A 20,180-nucleotide genomic window follows, 5' to 3' on the forward strand; every position below is an offset into this window, starting at 1 on the left:
ATGAATGGATTGATCTCTCCGATGAATGACAACCACGCCAAGTCAAATAAAAAAACCTCCTGAGTTATCAGGAGGCTAAGGTTTTAAGGAACAATTCTGTGCGATTTTCCCAGCTGTTATTTCGGGCAAAATCCATCCTTTTTTGAATTTTAAGCCGGTTATTGTACCGGGCTTCCTTTCGAATTCGGTCAAGAAACTCCTCTGGCGAATTGGCTTCAGAAACCATACTTCCAAAGTCATCCAGATCGGTAAATGATGTAGTTACGACAGGTTTTCCTGCCATTAAATACTCGTTGATTTTTAAAGGGTAAATCGCATTCGTCAGAGGGGTTTTGACAAATGGAATCAAGCATACTTCCCAGGAACGAATCCAATCCGGTAATTCAGCCTGTGATACTGGTCCAATAAATCTGATGTTTTCTGGACATTGAGCCGGAAAAGGAACTTTAATCGGTCCAATCATTTCAATGGTCATTTCAGGAACCTGAAGTGCCAATTGGATTAATAAATTTTGGTCTATTCGTTCATCAATTGCTCCGATATACCCGATTTTATTAGACCTCACTTTTTCTAATAGCCCACCGGTGAAAATATCCAGATTCACTCCGTTTTGAACGATTTGCGGGTTTTTGCCTAGAAATTTTTGGGCAAGGGGTTTTGAAGTGGTAATGATCTGATCTGCCATCTGGGCAAAGACTTTCTCATATCTTTTTCCCCATTTTCCAGCCCACTGAGTTCCGGCTATTTCATCATAGCAATAGTACGTGGACTTCAGATTCCTCCAATACTTATGCGTGAAGACGCCATAAACCGGATTAAAAGCATTGATCAAAACGGTCTGGGAAAGGTCTACAGTTCGAAGAATTTTGCTGATCGTAAACCCCATGATCCAAGCATTGAGAGTCATGAGGAATGAAAATAGCCAAGAACTCTTTGCCCAATTGCATGGGATTACTGGAAAGGCATAGTAAACTTCCACCGAACCACCCTCCACATTCATTATCCTTGGTCCTTTTTGGAATACTTGGGACTTAGGCATATGTGGATGTGTGAAGAAATCTTTCCAGGTATACGCATAATCCAGGAAGATTACCCGATGTGTAGGAGCCGATCTGGTAATCAGCTCTAGGGTTGATTTTACGTAGGGGGTATCCCAGGCAGGGAAACTATGGCAGATAATTGTCTTCATTAGCTCAATAGGGCTTTAACTTTTGCTCTTAACCAGCTTCTTTTTCTTGGAACTTCTCCCGTAATGTCTTCCATGATGTCGGTTCTGACTTTGTTCAGAAAAAGGATTGGTTTCTTCCCAACGTACTTTTTATAAACTTTCACCGCATGTTGGTCTGCCTCAGTCCACTTTCTGTCTGCTTTAGCCAATAAGACATGAACATCTCCGCTTTGAATTTCTTCCTCTGAATATGGATTGTTTAGAAGAGCAGGTAATTCTACAAACTGAAAATGAGCTTGATTTCCTTTCAAATTTTCTGCAACATATCTATTTACCTCCTCGATCAACTTCGATTTGCCTTCACCTGGGTGAATGCTACTTACGACCACACGAATTGGGTTTCCATTCTTGTTCCCGGATACTTTCAACTCCTGTACAAATAAATTCATCGCTTGCTTGACCAAGGCAGGAAAATCAATCGCTGACTTTTCTTTTTCTCCAGGAAGAAGCGGCATAAGTCCGCTGACTTTAAGACCTGTTTGCTCGGCGGCTTTCTTAGGGCTTTTCAGACTGGAATCCAGCATTTCTGCCGCAATGACTGCTCCGGAAGGAACTACCAGACCAACCATGAAAGCCAACACGACCATCATTACAGCTTTTGACTTTTCTGGAACTGCAGGATAATTTGGCTTATCGATCACCTTCAGATTACTTGACATGAGCATGTTATACTTATGCAGTCTGGCTTGGTTAAAGGAATGGAGGTTTTCCAAATACTCTCTTTCAGCTACATCAATTTCACTTTCCAGTCTCTTCAAGGTAGAACCCAGCGGAGCAAAGCGATCATAGATCTGATCATACTCTTTTTGTCGCTGCTCCATTACTTTCAATTTGGCGGTTGCCTCCTCTTTGGTAATTACTGAGTTGAGCCATTGGGTTAGAATATTTGAAGTAGGCACTCCGTCGGAAGTTTGATTTACCCGAAGAACTCCCGCAGTGGATTCCACCATTTCAGTTTTTAAGAAATCAATTTTTGTTTCAAGCTCTGCTTTCAATTGCCGATCGGTATGACCTGGAGTTTGTCTCTCAATGAGATCCAGCTCCACCAAAGCAAAATTGTAATCCGCCATTTGATTTTGATTTTCAGCGATTTGCTGATGAAGCTTGGCAAGGGTTTGCTTGTCTTTGATTTCAGATTCCATTCTCACGAGAGAAGACTCAGCTCCAGCCTTTACCCGAAGTTGCTCCTGGTATTCTTTATCCAATTCCTCTCTATTTCCTGCGATAAAACGCGTTTGCTCGTAGTAGTTGATGATCTGGTTTTGAACTCTGAATTTGAGCAATTCATCTTCTGCCTTCTGAAGTCTATCAAGTGTCTTTTGGGTGGCTTCCTCGAAAAAAAGAATCACCGAATCTGTTTGGCCTTGCTTGATTCCTTTTTGCTTGGCCATGAATATTTCTGTCAACAACTCAAGTGTAAGCTGGCTCAAATATGGGTCGATAGACGTGTATTCCATCCCGATCATGTCAGAGTTCCCTTGACGGGCAACCTTGATTTTCTCGATCTGCTCCAAACCCACGAAGGAATTTTTGGAATTGATCAGCTCATAGACTGGATTTTCTCTGTCTGCCAAAGCCTCAGAAAGAAGTTGGAAAACCTTTTCAGGGGAGTCATTCTTATCAATTTGCACTGGAATAACTTCGAGTGTTTTGTACCATTCTGAAAGATTATCTCCATGAAGTTTTACTGTTCCTGATGCCTGATCCAACATCAATTGGGCAAGAATTTTTAAGGAAACCTCTTGGTGAGTTTCATGTGAAGTCGCCAAGTTGATGAGGTTTTCCATTTCATTGTTGGTGAAGGCATAATCTATTCGCTCACCTTTATTGCTTTCAATATTATATCCTGAAATCAGGCCGGTATTCAACAAGGTTTGGCTTTTGTATTCCTTCTTTGTCTGAAGGCTGAAATAGGCAGCAACACCTGCCAAAACAATCGCTGAGCCCATGATATAGGGAGAAAAGCGAACTAAAAGACGGACAAGTTGTACAAAGTTCATGGCTTATTGGATTACAGGTTTTCCGACTAATTCCTCTAATGTCTTCAAGTAATACCAAGCGTCGCTTTTGGTCTTTTGAAGCTCGATTTTGGCGGTATTGAGAATATCCAAGGCCATTCGATATTCATCGATGGTGGCTTCTCCTGATTTGAAATAATTCTCAGTTACCTGGACTGCCGCCTCATCCGCTTGCACTTTCAGGGCTTGAAGTTTTAAAGTCGCCAAGCTTTTTTCGAGGTTACTGTATCTTTTGATTACCTCTTCGGTAATTAGATTGGCCAAATCCTCTTTTTGGAATTCAATCTCATCAATAGCCAGTTGGTTGATTTTAACCTTATTCTTTTGTGCAGTAAATTCTGAAATAGGCAGGCGAAGGGAAATTCCCACGTTATAGGTAGCAGCGGTATTGGTTCTGAAAACCGTTTGCTGCTCGATCGCAGTCACCGTCTGGTCTGCAAAAACCGCATTACCATAATTGTAATTACCAGTAAGCGCGATATGCTGCATCCAGGCCTTTCTGTCGATTTTCATTTCCTCTTCCTTGGCTTCTTGGCCTTTGGAGAGACGGTGAATTAAAGGAGCTGTATCAATAGCATCCTGGATTAAAGAATCCAAAGGTCTAATCTTGCTCATATTCATCTCTGCTTCAGAAACCTGAGCTAAAGAGGCAGATCCGAATAGGAAGATGAATGCTAGAAATAAAAGAGATTTTTTCATGACTTTATTGTTTGCATCGTCTTGGTCAGCTGTCCGACTCCCAGTGAGCTTACTTCCTTTTTATTTTCAGTTTTGGAAGGCTTCATAAAGGGCTGCTCGATCCAGCGGTAGAAAACGATGCTGCTAAATAAGATCATAGGCAGGACAAGAATCAGACTTATCGATAACTGTCCGAGATAGCCCGTTGAATGACCAAAATCTCCGATGAATGAATACAGCGCTTCCATCAAAGGAAGGTGAGTCAGGTAGGTGGTGTAACACATTCCGCCGATGATCGCTATCCATGAAAGAGAAAGAAATTGCTTAAAAAACCGTCCGTTCCATGAGGCAACCAAGAGTAGCAGCAACAGCAATTCAAAGAGTAAAGTCTTTCCCAATTCATCTGTCCAAGTAAATGCCAGCCCAAATGCCAAAGGAATAGGAAGGATATCCCATGCCCATGAAACAAGCTGAACTTTTCTTGGATTCACAAATAGATCTGCCGCCAACATCCCTACCAGGAAATGCTGGAAATGCCCTAAAATACTGGCCTTCCAAGGATACAATTGCCAGCCGAAGAAATGCTGGATGAAGATCCAAACCAGGATCAAAAGCCCTAAGCCCACTTGCCTTTTCCCAATAGAAGAAAAGGAAAAGTAGGCCATAGCCAAGAAAGGAGCGGCTAGGTAAAACTGAATTTCCACCTCTAAAGACCAGGCTACTGGATTGATCCAAGAGTACTCCTGGAAAAATAACTGGTGCGTATACGTAATCGTGGCGAGATAGTGGAGCAAAAGCTCTCCCGGACCATAGGTTGCTTTTACCAAAAGAACTAGGGCAAAAATGCTTATCCAGAATAGAAATGGTGGCTCTATTCGTCGGAGTCTTTTGGTCAAGTACTGCTTGTAAGAAAAACTTCCTTTTTGCTTGGCGAAAGGTAGAGTAAGCACAAACCCTGAAATCGCAAAGAACAAGAATACTCCAATTGTCCCTCTGGAAATCAAAAAAGAAATGAAATCCTCGCTTGTAGACAACTCTCCTATGTTTCCATATTTAGCCAAACGTTCATTGGCATGTTGAAGAACCACAGGTAAAATAGCTAAGAACCGAAGTCCGTCAATAAATCGGAGGTATTGACCGGATGCAGGAGTCCTAATGAGAAGGGCTTGAATTTTTTGTAAAAACCTCATTCCCTTACACATTTTCATGTTGAATGGCTGCCAAAGGCGTTTTGGCAAGGATTTTCAGGTCCAACCAAAAATTATGATTTTGGGCATATTGGATATCAAGCTGGCATCTGGAAGAAGCATCAACTCCTTTCTTTCCTCTCTCTGTTACCTGCCAAAGGCCAGTAAGTCCTGCTGGTCCCATAAAACGGCCTATTGTTTCATCGGAGGTAAGCTGCTCCGCCTCATACAAGGGAAGAGGCCTGTTACCGACCAAAGACATATCGCCGATCAAAATATTAACCAACTGAGGCAACTCGTCAATGCTGAGGTTACGAATCCATCGTCCAACTTTGGTGATTCTAGGATCGTTTTCAAATTTGACAAAAGCCTGGGAGCTTGATGCTTGTTTGCTTTCTTCATAGGTTTTCTCTGCAATTAGTCCCGAGTCGGCTACTCTAATTTCCTCTGGATTGACGGTTAGGATTCTCTCCCTACTCATTGGCTCTTCCGTATTGGAAGACTCATTTACTTTCTGATAGGCATTGAGATGTTTGAGCTTTTCTACTAGCTGATCCGCATCAGTCCGCATGGATCGAAATTTATAGAACTTGAAAATATGGTAGTTCATCCCTACCCGGTAGGAGTAATAAAAAATAGGTCCTTTGGACTCTAGCCGAATCAATAAGGCCACCAGCAAAAACAAGGGAGACAAAAGAATTAAAAGGATTGAAGAAACCAGGATATCAAAGATTCTTTTGGAAATCGGAAGTCGGGCTTGTGTATTCATTTCTAGTTTGATTAGATGATTCAAAACTAGTCTGTGCCTAAGCAAAAAAGCCCCAAATACGGTGAATGGGCGGTTTTAGCCGTCTAATTCCAGCTTTTTTTCGATAAGAGAAGTTGTGTTTTTCTTAAAGAAATAAACAAAAAAACCCCAGCCATTTGGCCGGGGTTTTGGGGTGATTGAGACAACTTATTCTCAATAAATTTTCTGCCTATCGCGATATCCTGAGAGGTCTCTGAACCAGTCTAGGTAAGTAGAGCCAGAGCTTTTTGCCCAAGTTTTAAATTGGAGATGGGCAAATCGGATATCTGCTTTTTCCTTAGGATAAGCAAACGACTCTGGTAAATGAATCCCCCAAGGCAAGCTAGTCCTTGATTTGTAATATCCTGCTTGTAGGCTATTATCGTCAGCTGTACCAAAAAGAGATGTTTTGGCCAAACTGGTCGGGCTATATCCAGGCAAATGAACTTCTCTCCCTCTTTCTTGGGCAATAATAACAAAGGGGTTGTAAGGTGCAGAACCAAGCTCAGAAAGGTTAACCGGATTATTCAGTTGGATAGTCAATTGCAATTCCTTTGGATCGAGAGTGGAAGAGCTTCCTTCTGTATTGATGAAATTCGAGACGCCGAAAAGCAAATGGACATTGTCGGTTACAATAATTGTGGCTTTACTCTGTCCTGCCTCAGTACCGTTAGGGTTGGTTTTTATTAGAGTCGGACCGATTTTATACCCATTAATACTCTTGATCGAATTAGGATTGATTTCCATTTGGAACCCAAATCCATTTCTGAATCCAGCACCTGCTGCTCTAAACTTGAATTTTGATTTGATTTCGGTGACTTTATTTGCACCGTTGAAAGTATGCTTGTATTGATAATCTACTACCAAATCGTTGAAGTCGTAATCTCCCATTTCAGGCCAACTGTCTTCGAATGCAAAACTTCCATATCCTGTAGCTGATGGATAATAGGAATCATAAGCCTTTGTCGCATCGTCGGGATATTCATCCAAATTATCGTTAATCCCATCTCCATCTCTATCCAATGTTCCGGGTTTATCAATCGGACTGACATTTACGGTGCTTATTGCGCGAATCGGATTACTGCTGACAAAAAGTATGGCATCATTAAAATCCTGATCGCATTTAAACGGAATGTTGTCGCGTCGTACATCCTCAAAACCTAATAGGAATAATTTATTCTCTTCATCCCAAAGAAGCACATTGTGCTGCTTCAGTGAAGCATTTGGCTCTGGATTGATCTTTTTATCTGCAAAAACAACATGGTTCCAACCACTGACTTTTGTTCCGTCCCAACCATTGGCTAAAAGGACTAGTCCAACGCTTGTTCCCGGTAAAAACCTTCCTATTTTGACTTTTTGGCCGGTTTTTAGATTTCCACCGGATCCAGTTTTGGAAAGGTTTGGAAACAAAACGGTGATTTTTTTGATCTCGTCGAGAGAGTTTGGCGGCTGGTTGGTTGGGTAGGTATAATACCCAATGGTATTTCGCCAGCCTGCTCCTTCATGGACAAATGTCAACCAGACATCTGCCTCTTCCACTACGTCCAATGTGGTTTTCTTTCCATCTGCCAAATACGTAGGATGGTAAGTTGGTACAGGTTGGCTCTCAGGAAGTGAGGCATTGATGTATTCCAATACCTGAGAAGAGATATAATCTAACTGCGGTAAAATATTGGATGGTACTCCACTGGCGTCATAAGGAGCCGCATAAGCCAATTCGAAGGTGGCTTCAATCCGTGAACCGGAGTTTCCTGATACTTTCCATTGAGGATCAATATCATATTGAATTACCTGATCGGGATTTACTTCACCCTGGTAGTTCAAGACAATTGCCTTGTTTTTAATAGGAACGACCAATCTGTTTGGCAAGCCTATATAACCCGTCTCCAATATTACTTCCTTGAGATAGGTGGGTAGATTAAGAGATTCTGAATATCTGCCATTGCTCCCAGTAAACGCTTTGTGTAGCGTTTGACCTGTCTCAGGGTGCTTCAGCTCCAGTGAAATTCCTTTAAAAGGTTGATTTTGTGCGTCGGTAAATTGAACATCAAACCTCACGCTACCTGTAGTTGCAAAGTCGAAAGCTCCATACTCTGAAGTTTCTGGTTGCTTGGTATCCTTTGAAAAGTCCGGCTCAGGTACACACCCAAATAGGATTGAAGCTGCGAAATAGATTAGTAACCTTTTCATATCGATCAAGCCAACTTTGCTTGTGCAGATGTGCCCATCAATGGCAAATTGATCTGAACTCTCATTTTGAGTTCGACTGGATTAAAAGGTTTACTAATGCAGTCTTTGGCTCCCCATTGAAAAGCATTGATTCGCTGCTCACTTTTATCCTGGTCAGTCAACATCAAGATTGGAATTCTTTTGCTTTCTGCTGCTGCTCTAAGTGCTCTCACCTGAACTCCCAAAACAGGATTTGCAGGATAGTCGGATACGATTAGATCGACGGAAGTTCCCCGGAGCCACTCAACTGCTTCTTGTGGGTTTTTAACTGCATATACTTGATGATCCTTTCCCAAATAATGAATCAGGAACATTCTCATCATATCATTGTCTTCGATTAAAAGAATTGTTTTCATGGTTTTGAAGGTTTTAATGCTTCAAAAGTATGTCGAGCCTGAAGGTTAAAAGGAAGATTTAGACCAGTTGGGGACTTACTCCGATGAGTTGTTGGAATCCTCCGATAATTGGATAGGTCTATTTTTAAGATTTCCTCAAAAGCCATCCATATGATTCGAAAAATAAAAGTCTCGGGAAAAAAGGGGTTATATAAAACAAAACCTCCCGTCTCTTTCGAAACAGGAGGTTAAGGAATCTATCTATCTAAAGTTTAAAAAGGGTATTTTCCTTCAGCGATCATGTAATCTGCGATTTGTCTTCTGAGTTCTTTCACGTTGACAAAATCAGGCTTGGTGTATCGCTTTAATCCCATCAAAAGGACTTTTTGCTCATCTCCCTTGGTGAAGGAAACAATGGCCTCTTTTGCTGCGGCTTCAATTTTATCGGTTGCTTCGTAGAGATATACTTTAGCCATGGCAATCTGGTGCTTGGCAGCATCTTCTCCTTTTGTCGAAGCAATTTTCTCAGCTCTTAACATCGCAGACTCAGCGGCATAAATCTCAATCATGACATCTGCCAAATTCATCATGATTTCCTGCTCGTCTTCAATTCTATCCTGAAGAGCCATTGCTGCTTTTCCTCCAACCATCAGGAATACCTTCTTGAGTTTTTTGAGGATGTCTTTTTCTACTGCGAAAAGCTCAGAGGCATCGATACTTTCAAAAGAAGGTACTGAAGTCAATTCGGAAGCAACAGCCATAGCCGGTTCGAAGAGATTGATTTCGCCCTTCATGGCACGCTTTAGGAGCATACCTACCATTAGCATACGGTTGATTTCATTGGTCCCTTCATAGATTCTGGAAATACGAGCATCACGATAGGCTTTTTCCATAGGAGCTTCAGCTGAATAGCCCATGCCACCATAGATCTGAACCCCTTGATCCACCACATAGTCCAAAACTTCGGAGCCATGAACTTTTGCAATAGCACATTCGATCGCAAACTGCTCTAAGGCCTTCAATTTGGCTTCGGCATCTGACATTCCTTCAGCAGCCAAGGCATCCATACGGTCTTCAATATCCTGACCTGCACGGTAGCAAAGAGATTCTGAAACGTAGGTTTTGGTCGCCATTTCAGCCAACTTGGACTTTATGGCGCCGAATGTATTGATACTTAAGCCAAACTGCTTTCTTTCAGTTGAGTAAGCAATACTTCGGGAAATAACCGTTCTTACACCCCCAAGGACTCCTGCACCTAATTTTATACGCCCGATATTCAAAATATTCACAGCGATTTTGAATCCGTTTTCACGGTCAGAAAGCATATTTTCAACAGGAACAGGACACTCGTTGAAGAAAACCTGGCGAGTAGAAGAACCTTTGATACCCATTTTCTTCTCTTCCTCATTCATGGTGATTCCACCGAATGTTTTTTCAACAATGAATGCGGTCAAGTTTTTATCGTTTTCGATTTTGGCGAATACGATGAAAATGTCAGCAAATCCAGCATTGGAAATCCACATCTTCTGTCCGCTGATCAGGTAGTTTTTTCCGTCAGGGGATAATATTGCCTTGGTTTTTCCGCTGTTCGCATCAGATCCTGCATCTGGTTCGGTCAAACAATAACATGCAGCCCATTCACCTGTCGCCAGTTTAGGAAGGTATTTTTGCTTTTGCTCCTCAGTACCATAATAAAGAATAGGCAAAGTACCGATTCCGGTATGCGCTCCATAAGTGGTAGAAAAAGATCCAGCTGCTCCGATGATATCTGCAATCAACATGGAAGTATTGAAGCTCATGCCTAATCCTCCGTATTCCTCTGGAACGGCAACACCTAAAAGACCTAATTCCCCAGCCTTTTTAAATATTGCAGGAACAAGTTCAGGATGCTTCATGCTATCTATCTCTTCACTCTTAGGATAGATCTCTGTTTCGATGAAATCCTGACAGGCCTGAGCCATCATTTTCTGCTCTTCTGTAAATTCTTCAGGGATAAAAACATCCTGTGCTGAAGTTTCCCTGACGAGGAATTCTCCTCCTTGAATGGATTTTGAAATAGTTGTCATATTTGTTGAGACTTTAGATTTCTTCTTTATTCGATATTCATCATTCGATTTTTTAATGGTGAACATCGAAGTTTATCATTTCAATAGCTCGTAAACTCCTGCTACACCCTGGCCTCCTCCGACACAGGCAGTGACCATTCCGTATTTCTTATTCTGTCTTCTCAATTCATTGAAAAGCTGAACAGAGAGCTTGGCCCCAGTACAACCCAGCGGATGTCCAAGAGCAACTGCACCACCATTCACATTGACGATCTCGGGATTCATATCCAAAGATTTGATTACAGCCAAAGCTTGAGCAGCAAATGCCTCATTCAATTCAATCAGATCAATATTATTTAAAGAGAGTCCGGCTTGCTTGAGGGCCTTTGGAACAGCTTCTTTTGGACCAATACCCATAATACGTGGATCAACTCCAGCGACAGCATAGGACATCATTCGAGCAACTGGATCCAATCCTAAAGATTTCATCAATCGCTCAGACATGACCACCACGAAAGCAGCACCATCAGAAGTTTGAGAGGAATTTCCCGCTGTTACCTGACCACCCATTTTAAAGGCTGGCTTAAGGCTACCTAATACTTCCATGGTAGTTCCAGCTCTTGGTCCTTCATCTGTATCGACGATAAATTTTCTAGACTTCTTTTTTCCCTTCTCGTCCAAATAGGTTTCTTCCACTTCTACAGGAACGATTTCGTCCTTGAATTTCCCAGAAGAAATAGCTGCCAATGCTTTTTCGTGAGATTTCACGGAAAATTCATCTGCTTGCTCTCTGGTGATTTCATAATCCTTGGCCAACTCTTCAGCAGTCAAGCCCATGCTTAGGTAATAAGAAGGCGTCTGAGTAGCTATTTTATAGTTAAGCGCAGTCTTATAGCCCATCATTGGGACTAAAGACATTGATTCTGTACCACCTGCTATGATGCAATCAGCCATACCTGCCTTGATTTTTCCAACTGCCAAGGCAATTGCCTCGACACCAGATCCGCAATAACGATTCATCACAAATCCAGGATTATCTATTCCCAAAGCAAGTAAGGAGATCATTCTACCCATTTGCATTCCTTGTTCTGCTTCAGGGACTGCATTTCCAACAATGAGGTCATCGACCATTTTTGCTTCTAAACCGGGTGTATTAGCCACCAAATGTTTGATCACATCTGCTGCCAAATCATCTGGACGGTAGAATCTGAACCCTCCTTTTTTGGATTTGCCTACCGCTGATCTATATCCGTTGATTATATATGCTTCCATTTTCTTTTTAGTTTTTGGTAATTGGGTTATTGAAAAAGTATCAAGTATCTGGTATTTAGTATCAAGACTTTGACTCTAGTGAGGATTTTAATCCCATAATCATTCGCTGAACTTCCGAAAGATCAGACTCTAAATCCTTTGCATTTTCTGAATTTAGTATCCCTACTTTCTCTGAAATAATCATTTGAGTTTCCAGTTCAAAACTTTCTCCAAGACTCACTTCCAAAGAATTAGAAAATGATTTGGAGGAAGTTTTTGCACATCCTTCGGCAATATTTGATGGGATGGATACAGCAGCTCTTCTCATTTGGGATATGAGTCCAAATTTTTCCTCAGATGGAAAAGATTTTGTGCTTGTATAAATCTTTACTGCTAAATCCACAGATTTTTGCCAAACCTTTAATTCTTTAAAATTGTGCATCGCTTCTCAGGTTTAAATCTTGATACTACGTTCTAGATACTTGCTACTATCTTTAATTTCTTAGCGGTTTTCCTTTGAAAAGAATGCTATGAATTCTCTCTAAAGTCTTTTGCTCACCGGTAAGACTTAAAAAAGCTTCCCGTTCCAAATCCAGTAAGTATTGCTCGCTCACTTCTGTTGGGGAGGACAAATCTCCACCAGACATTACCCAAGCCAGTTTTCTGGCAATTTTGGCGTCATGTTGGGAAATGTAATTACCATACAACATTCCTGTAATCCCTGCCTCAAATAATGCGAGAGAGGTTTTACCCAAAACTTTTACATCCTTTTGTTGAACTGGCTGCGTATACCCCAAATCATACAAGGAAAGAACTTTGGCCTTGGCATCAGCCAATTGACGCTTTCGGTTTAGGGAAATTCCGTCTTTTGCTCTCAGGTAACCCAAGCCTCTCGCTTCCTCCGCTGAGGTAGATACCTTAGCTGTGGCTATATTCATGAAATATTCCTGAAGCTGGTTTAGCTCCACGTCTCCATTAATTACTGAGTTGGAAAATCTCAAGGTCATTTCCTTGGTACCCCCACCTGCGGGAATTAATCCTACACCTACTTCCACCAATCCCATGTACAATTCTGCATGCGCTTGGATATGATCAGCATGGAGGGAAAGTTCACATCCACCTCCCAAAGCCATATTATGTGGAGCAACTACAACAGGTACTGAAGAATATCTTGCTCGCATCATAGTATTCTGGAATTGAGCGATCATCATATTGATCTCGTCAAAATCCTGATCTCCGGCAAACATGAAAAGCATGGCCAAATTGGCTCCGGCGGAGAAATTTGCTCCTTCGTTTCCTATTACCAGTCCTTTGTAGGATTTTTCAGCTAAGCCGATTGCAGTATTGATTCCTTCAATAACCTCGGCACCCATAGAATTCATTTTGGTATGGAATTCCAGACCGATTACCTCTTCACCCATGTCATAAACTGAAGCACCGGCATTACCCCATACTTTTTTACCAGCTGACTTTAGTGTATCCAGAATTACAAATTCTTCGATCCCAGGAATCTCAACATACGTTTTGCTTTGGATATCGTAGTATTTTCTCTTTCCTGCTTCTACTTTATAGAATGACTCATGTCCTGCAGCTAACATTTCATGAACCCATGGTGCTGCCTTTTCTCCAGCAGCTTCCATTTTCGCTACAGTTTCTTTAACACCGAGAATATCCCATGTCTCAAATGGACCAAGTTCCCATCCAAATCCAGCGCATACCGCTTGATCAATTCTGTAAAGCTCATCTGAAATCTCTGGAATTCGGTGAGAACAATACTTGAACAAATCATAAAAAGAGGTTCTATAAAACTCACCAGCTCGGTCATCGAAATTCACCAAGAACTTGATTCTCTTTTTCAGATCATCAATTTCCTTGGATGCTTCTAATGCTTTGAATTTGGGCTTTTCTACATCCTTGTATTCGAAGGTTTTGAAATCAAGCTCTTTCAGTTCTTTCGTTCCGTCTTTGTGACGAATCATTTTGAAATAACCTTGACCAGTTTTGTCCCCAAACCACTTATTGTTAAAAAGTACCTCTACAATTTTTGGAAGCTTGAATTTGTCCCTGGATTCATCGTGAGGTAATGCTTTGTATAAATTATTGGACACATTCACTGTAGTGTCCAAACCAACCACATCCATGGTTCGGAAAGTAGCTGACTTAGCTCGGCCGATCACAGGACCGGTTAATTTATCCACTTCTGATACTCCAAAGCCCATTTTTTCAATGGCATGCATTCCAGAAATGATTGCGTAAACCCCAATTCTATTGGCAATAAATGCCGGAGTGTCCTTACAGAGTACTGTTTCTTTTCCTAAAAATCTATCTCCATAATCCATCAAAAATTCGATGATATCTGGATTTGTTTTTGGACCAGGAATAATTTCCAACAGACGTAAATATCTCGGTGGATTAAAAAAGTGCGTTCCCGCAAAGTTGGCTTGAAAATCCTCACTTCTTCCCTCACACATCAAGTGCATTGGAATTCCAGAAGTATTGGATGTAATCAAGGTACCTGGCTTTCTATATTTTTCTACTTTTTCAAATAGTTGCTGTTTAATATCCAGTCTCTCCACGACCACTTCAATTACCCAATCGTAATCTTTGATCTTAGCCAAATCATCATCAAAATTTCCAGTGGTTATTCTGGACGCAAAGGATTTGTCGTAGATCGCCGATGGGTTTGACTTTAGCGTGTTTTGGAGTGCAGTAGTTACAATTCGGTTTCGAACTGCCGGATGTTCTTTGGTCAGACCTTTCTTTTGTTCCTCTTCAGAAAGTTCGAAAGGAACAATATCCAATAAAAGTACCTGTACACCGATGTTCGCAAAATGGCAGGCGATTCTTGATCCCATGACACCCGAACCTAAAACGGCTACTTTTCTAATGGTTCTGTTCATTTTTTTGGGTTTTTGGTAGTTAATTCCTTTTCAGGATTAGTTTATAATTCAAATATGGGCTTGTTGACTTCATTACCGTTGATCTGGTCTATCACCATTTGGATTTTCTCAAAGACACCAAAAAAGGTGTTGAGCTCATCATCAGATACCACCTCTCTCACTTGCTGATTAAAATCCATAATGGTATTAATCGATCTTTCCTTTTTGCTTTTCCCTTCTTCAGTTAGAAAAATCCTAACTGAGCGCTTATCCACAGGATCGGCTTTTTTGAAAATCAAACCTTTCTCCTCCATAGTCTTTAGCATCCTGGTTAGACTTCTTGTTTCCAAACCGATCAAAGGGGCAATCTTGGTCGCAGGAGTACCCTCCTTGGAATTAATATTGATCAATACAAATCCAATGGCAGTGGTAAATCCTTCCTCTACTGCCTGCTGATTATACATCCGGGAAATGGCATGCCAGGCACTCTTAATATGGTAGTCTACGGTCTCTTCTCTTTTCATAGGGCAAAGGCATCCAAAATTGGAGAGACCTAATTTAGATAAATTTTGTATGCATGCATACTATTTTGAAAAAAAGTTATGCATGCATCACAAATTATAAGCAAGTAAACTCTAATAAAATAGAATTATATACCGATTTTTATCAAAAATTCGATTGATTCAAAATATAAATAAAGTATTGGCTTCAGAACAGAAAATTATTCTGAGAAAAAAATTAATGTTAAATTTTTTGGAAAGCCGTAAAATGACCCGATTAGGAACTGTAAATGGAGTCGATTTCTGCCTTATACTTTTCGTGGATGATTTTTCTCTTGAGTTTCATCGTAGGTGTAAGCTCTCCAGTTTCTATAGTCCAAGACTGACCAAGGAGTTTATATCGCTTAACCTGCTCCCACTTAGCGAAATACTTATTGGCATTTTCTACTTCTCTGTCATACTTTTCAATGATTTCCGGTTTTGAAATCATCTCAGCATCGCTTGTATATGGAATACCCTTGTGCTTGCAATACTCTTTAAGTCCATCGAAGCTTGGGACAATCAAGGCTGAAGGATAGTTTCTATTTTCCCCGGTTACTAAAAGCTGATCAATCAAAGGTGACTCCTTGAATTTATTTTCCATCACCTGTGGAGCCACATATTTCCCTCCGGAGGTTTTGAACATTTCTTTCTTTCGATCGGTAATTCTCAAATAGGGCCCATCTAACTCTCCAATATCACCTGTGTGAAACCAACCATCTTTGAGTGCTTCTGCAGTTAATTCTGGCTCTTTGTAATAGCCCTGCATAACATTTGGTCCCTTTACTAAGATCTCTCCGTCCTCAGCAATTTTTACCTCAATATCCTCAATGAGCTTTCCAACCCATCCAATTCGGATTTCTTCAAAATTACAGATCGAGGCAGAAATCACGGGTGAAGTTTCAGTCAGGCCATATCCCTCACATACTTTAATTCCAGCAGACCAGAAAACTCTTGCCAACCTCGGCTGAAGTGCTGAAGCTCCAGAATTAATCTGAAGAACCTCTCCACCTAACGCCTCTCTCCATTTACTAAATATAAGCTTATTGGCCAATTTCAACTGAAAATCATACCAAGCTCCCATGGATTTCCCTGGATCATATTTTAAGCCCAGATTTAAGGCCCAGAAAAACAAGCCCCGCTTAGCTCCGGAAAGCTCATATCCTTTAGCTACAATCTTGTCGTAGATTTTTTCCAATAGCCTTGGAACAGTATTGAAGAGATGAGGCTTTACCTCCTTTAGGTTCTCTCCTATGGTTTCCATGCTTTCAGCATAATAAACCGAATAGCCCATAATGATATAAGCGAAGGAAGCAGCCCGCTCAAAAATATGGCAAAGTGGTAGGAAGCTCAACACTCTGGAAGTGCCTACAGGCGCGGTAAATATCTTTCCTACTTGCATGACATTGGAAAGGACGTTGTGATGGGTTAACATCACGCCTTTAGGCCTTCCTGTGGTCCCACTGGTATAGATAATGGTGAAAAGATCTTCTGGCCTTACCTTATCCTTGTGCGCCTCCAAGACCGCCAGATCTCCATTTTCTCCCCGACTTAGAAAATCCTCAAAACGTATTGCTCCTTCGATATCATTAAAAGAAACGATATCTAAACTGCCAGCTACCGGCTTAGCTTTTTCAAAAATCGATTCATCGCCCACAAAAATCAATTTTACCTCAGCATGACCGAAAATGTATTCGTAATCTGCAGAAGTAATGGTAGGATACATGGGAACTGAGATAGCTCCTATCTGCTGGACAGCTAAATCCAGAAAATTCCACTCCGGGCAATTGGTAGAAATCAATGCCACCTTATCTCCGGGTTTGATCCCGTAATCCAATAGAGCTAAGCTGAGTGTATCAACAATTTCTTTTAGTTTCCTGGAGGAGTATGTTACCCAGCTTCCATTTAATTTTTTTGCGAGAGCTACTTCTTTGTCAAACTTGGCAATCTGATAAGGAATCAAATCAAATAATCGGGTCGGCTGCATAAAGGGTCAAATTGGGTTTATCTGGACTAATATTACCAAAAGACTACCTTAATGCCAAAAGCTTTCCACACTATCCACACCTTATATATTCTATTAATTTATTTATTAAAAAAATCTATTAGGGTTATTAAGGGTGTGGATTTGTGGATAAGAATAAGATCGTTTTTTAATCACATTCTAGTGAAGCTATTTTGTAGTGGGTTAACAGCTTATTCACTTCTTTTCCACTTTTAAAAAATTATGATTCAGTTACTTACTTGTTTTACTTCTTTTTTGTGGATTGATCTGTGATTATTCTGGTGTATAGCTTTGCTGTGGATTGTTGATTTTGCTTTTGTGGAAAAAGCTGGACTTGTCCCCAATTGGTTTTTGAAATTTGGGAAAATGATCCACTATTCTTTTTTATACCTTCCTAGTAGAATTTTATCCACGTAGAATTCTAAAGTTTTCCACACCTATTTTGGTCACTTTTCGAATCCAGTTTTTGGACTTGCCGTGATATTTTGGTCTGCTAATGTCCATCCTGCCCGTACTGTTATTTCATCTTTTGTCTCCTCGTTCCTAAAATAGAAGACCCTTTCAGCATTGATTTTCTTGGTGAAATTGCTGGGATCCCATCGTCCATTTTTGTTGGAATCTTCAATTACTCTGATTTTATAATTCCCTGGTTCTATTAATTGGAATGAATAATTAAAGGAATTTTCAAGGTATTGTTCTTTGATTATTTCACTTTTCGAATCGATTAATTGAACGATCAAAGGAAGATTTGCTCCTTCAATGCTTCCAGTAATTTCGTCGGCGTATGCCTCCCTCTTGAGTTTTTTGTAATTGGCTAAGAGTTCATTTTCATTGTACTCTCCTTCGTAATCCACAAAAGTTGAATCAGCTGCTTTCAATGAGAAGATGTCTTTTGTAAGTGAATCTGGTAGGGTGAGCTGTATTTTAAGTATATCTGAACTTGATGAATCCTTCAAATAGAACATGGATTCATCTATTCTGATAAAGGAAGCAGTGTCGTAATGAATGTATAGGGAGTCTGTATTGATTCTAGCTATGGGTTTATTGAATTTTAGCTCAATTTCCAGGTTTTGGTAAAAGTTTTTTCCGGAATTAGCAGATACGGTTAGTTTCTCTGGTCTTCTCTCAGATTCGGGAAATTTTGCCCAGATCAAAGTATCGATAGAAAAGCCTACCGAATCCTGGAGTTTTATATGAAATTGGCTACTATCTGGATAGGCAATTTTTGGATAAATTCTTATTCTTTTATCACCTGTATTGTATTGATATTCAATAGTTTGATCTATTGATTTTACATCCTTTTCAATTGGGTTTTTATTGAGAATTATATCAAAATTTTTCCCAAAATTGCCTGTTCTTAAAATTCTTAAAGGGGTGATATCGGCCTTGGATAGATTGAAAAGTAAATCTGTAGCATTCTGGTTGAGTTCAATTGTATCTGTTAAAAAGTCATAATCTTCTGATTTGAACTCTGCTTTTAAGCTTCCATTTTCATCCCTCCATGCATAAGCGAGATAGTTGCCATTTTTGATATTTGAAATGGCAAAGTTTCCAAGTGTGTCTACTTGACTGAGGTAGTATGGAGCGGCAGTAAATATGTCTGTAGTGTCTCCAATTGGATATATCCCAACCAAGACATTTTTATAATCTATTTTATTGTCGGGAAAAGTGAAATTGATTTTACCGCTTAGTTGTAAACTGTCAATGGTTGATCCAGTAGAAAATACCAGTTTCAGATTTTCTGCTGGGTTTTCTTCGGATATATCTACAACTGATTTTTGGAAATCGAACACATACGTAGTACTATCTTCCAGCTCCTGGTTAAGTTCGATTACAATTGAATTCTTAATAGCAGTGAATATTACCTCGTCTTTATTGATTCTAGGCGTGATGATAATACCTTTTGAAGGGTTATCTAATTTGACATATTCATCAAATGTCAAAGTGATTTTTTCGGGCTTGGTATTTATAGATTCAATTAAAGGAGATGATTCCAGGAGTTTTGGAGGAGTTTCATCCACTGGACCTCCCATTGGTGTGCTTTGTTTTGCACAAGAAGCCAGACCGAATAGAATTAAAAACAGAGCTATGCTATTGAGGTACTTCACTGTTTCTGAAAAATAAAAATGTTGCTTGAATAGTTATTGTTCTTCTTTCCTTTACTGTTGGAATTATAGCCATTTGTAAAGGCTTTTATGAATTTACTGAATGTAGAAATATCCTTGTTTTTATAGCCTTCTGATAGTAGCGAGACATAGTAACTATCGAATTTCATTGGTTTTACATCAACTAAGTTTAAGCCAAATATTTCTTTGAAAGAGTTTATTGATGTTTTATCGAAATGATACAGGTGTCTAGGTACATCCCACCCAGCCCAATATTTTCCATAGTGTTTGGCATCTTCCGATTCAGGATTTGGGACTGCAATTATAATGTAACCATTTGAATTTAAGCGATTTAACAGTTTTTTAACAGTTTTTCTAAGTTCATGAATATGTTCCAAAACATGGAATAAGGTGATCACATCAAAGCTTTTTGACTTCTTTATTTCATCCAGACTTTCTTTTACTTTTTCTCCGAGCTTCTTATTAGCTAAGCCTCTTGCTTTTTCGTTAGGTTCAATTCCTGCTACTTTCCAATTATTTTCTTTTGCAGCATACAATAACTCTCCAGTACCGCATCCATAATCTAGCCAAGTACCTTTTCTAACATAGCTTTCTATAAGATGTATTTTGTTTTTAATATTTCTTTTCCGTACCAGATTGTAAATACTCTGGGTTAATGATTTAGATTCATCGTCATGTGAGAAGTATTCTGGAAACTCGTAATAGGGTCCGATTTCTTCCTGGCCTGGTCTTGGGTTAGTAAATAGTAAATTACAATTGGTACACCTACAAATCACAAATGATTCCTTGCTTACAGCAAAGTCTGGGATTTCTTGGTGGTTAAGAAAATGCCCACTTTTGCAGAGTGGGCATTTGTTTAGTCTTTCTGACATT

15 protein-coding genes are annotated in these 20,180 nt (G+C 40.1%); all 15 read right to left on the reverse strand.

Translation table 11 applies throughout. The features are described 5' to 3' along the window. Positions 1 to 67 precede the first annotated feature (67 nt). The gene (locus tag DFQ04_RS08405; protein WP_133554732.1) at positions 68 to 1,189 is read right to left on the reverse strand and encodes a glycosyltransferase; all 1,122 of its coding nucleotides are present in this window, start codon (positions 1,187 to 1,189) and stop codon (positions 68 to 70) included. Then, positions 1,189 to 3,228 carry a GumC family protein gene (locus tag DFQ04_RS08410; RefSeq protein ID WP_133554734.1) on the reverse strand — a complete coding sequence of 680 codons (2,040 nt, stop codon included), beginning with the start codon at positions 3,226 to 3,228 and terminating at the stop codon, positions 1,189 to 1,191. The genes DFQ04_RS08405 and DFQ04_RS08410 overlap by 1 nt, the downstream gene beginning before the upstream one ends. 3 nt (positions 3,229 to 3,231) lie before the next feature. Next, positions 3,232 to 3,945: a TolC family protein gene (locus DFQ04_RS08415; protein ID WP_133554736.1), complete on the reverse strand. Its 714-nt coding sequence runs from the start codon at positions 3,943 to 3,945 to the stop codon at positions 3,232 to 3,234. After that, positions 3,942 to 5,114 carry an acyltransferase family protein gene (locus tag DFQ04_RS08420; protein ID WP_166637290.1) on the reverse strand — a complete coding sequence of 391 codons (1,173 nt, stop codon included), beginning with the start codon at positions 5,112 to 5,114 and terminating at the stop codon, positions 3,942 to 3,944. The genes DFQ04_RS08415 and DFQ04_RS08420 overlap by 4 nt, the downstream gene beginning before the upstream one ends. 4 nt (positions 5,115 to 5,118) lie before the next feature. Further along, the gene (locus tag DFQ04_RS08425; protein WP_133554740.1) at positions 5,119 to 5,880 is read right to left on the reverse strand and encodes a sugar transferase; all 762 of its coding nucleotides are present in this window, start codon (positions 5,878 to 5,880) and stop codon (positions 5,119 to 5,121) included. Positions 5,881 to 6,072: 192 nt separating this feature from the next. Next, positions 6,073 to 8,088, reverse strand: coding sequence for an LruC domain-containing protein (locus tag DFQ04_RS08430; protein ID WP_133554742.1), 2,016 nt, complete (start codon positions 8,086 to 8,088; stop codon positions 6,073 to 6,075). Positions 8,089 to 8,093: 5 nt separating this feature from the next. Then, on the reverse strand, positions 8,094 to 8,483 hold the full coding sequence (locus tag DFQ04_RS08435; protein ID WP_133554744.1) for a response regulator: 390 nt from the start codon (positions 8,481 to 8,483) through the stop codon (positions 8,094 to 8,096). A gap of 251 nt (positions 8,484 to 8,734) precedes the next feature. Continuing rightward, entirely contained in the window at positions 8,735 to 10,528 is a 1,794-nt protein-coding gene (locus DFQ04_RS08440) for an acyl-CoA dehydrogenase family protein (RefSeq protein WP_133554746.1), read from the reverse strand. A gap of 75 nt (positions 10,529 to 10,603) precedes the next feature. Beyond that, positions 10,604 to 11,779, reverse strand: a complete 1,176-nt coding sequence (locus DFQ04_RS08445; RefSeq protein WP_133554748.1) for a thiolase family protein — start codon at positions 11,777 to 11,779, stop codon at positions 10,604 to 10,606. 61 nt (positions 11,780 to 11,840) lie between these two features. After that, on the reverse strand, positions 11,841 to 12,200 hold the full coding sequence (locus DFQ04_RS08450; protein WP_133554750.1) for a four helix bundle protein: 360 nt from the start codon (positions 12,198 to 12,200) through the stop codon (positions 11,841 to 11,843). Between the two features lie 52 nt (positions 12,201 to 12,252). Further along, on the reverse strand, positions 12,253 to 14,658 hold the full coding sequence (locus DFQ04_RS08455; RefSeq protein ID WP_133554752.1) for a 3-hydroxyacyl-CoA dehydrogenase/enoyl-CoA hydratase family protein: 2,406 nt from the start codon (positions 14,656 to 14,658) through the stop codon (positions 12,253 to 12,255). A 41-nt stretch (positions 14,659 to 14,699) separates the two neighbouring features. Then, on the reverse strand, positions 14,700 to 15,161 hold the full coding sequence (locus DFQ04_RS08460) for a MarR family winged helix-turn-helix transcriptional regulator (RefSeq protein ID WP_133554754.1): 462 nt from the start codon (positions 15,159 to 15,161) through the stop codon (positions 14,700 to 14,702). Between the two features lie 253 nt (positions 15,162 to 15,414). Then, positions 15,415 to 17,163, reverse strand: coding sequence for an AMP-dependent synthetase/ligase (locus tag DFQ04_RS08465; RefSeq protein WP_133554756.1), 1,749 nt, complete (start codon positions 17,161 to 17,163; stop codon positions 15,415 to 15,417). A 464-nt stretch (positions 17,164 to 17,627) separates the two neighbouring features. Next, positions 17,628 to 19,289 (reverse strand): Ig-like domain-containing domain, encoded by a 1,662-nt coding sequence (locus tag DFQ04_RS08470; RefSeq protein WP_243739653.1) that lies wholly within the window; start codon positions 19,287 to 19,289, stop codon positions 17,628 to 17,630. Further along, complete coding sequence (locus DFQ04_RS08475; protein ID WP_133554758.1) at positions 19,286 to 20,179, reverse strand: methyltransferase domain-containing protein; 894 nt, start codon at positions 20,177 to 20,179, stop codon at positions 19,286 to 19,288. The genes DFQ04_RS08470 and DFQ04_RS08475 overlap by 4 nt, the downstream gene beginning before the upstream one ends. Position 20,180: the final 1 nt, after the last annotated feature.

The sequence above is a fragment of the Algoriphagus boseongensis genome (genome assembly GCF_004362805.1).
GTDB lineage: Bacteria > Bacteroidota > Bacteroidia > Cytophagales > Cyclobacteriaceae > Algoriphagus > Algoriphagus boseongensis.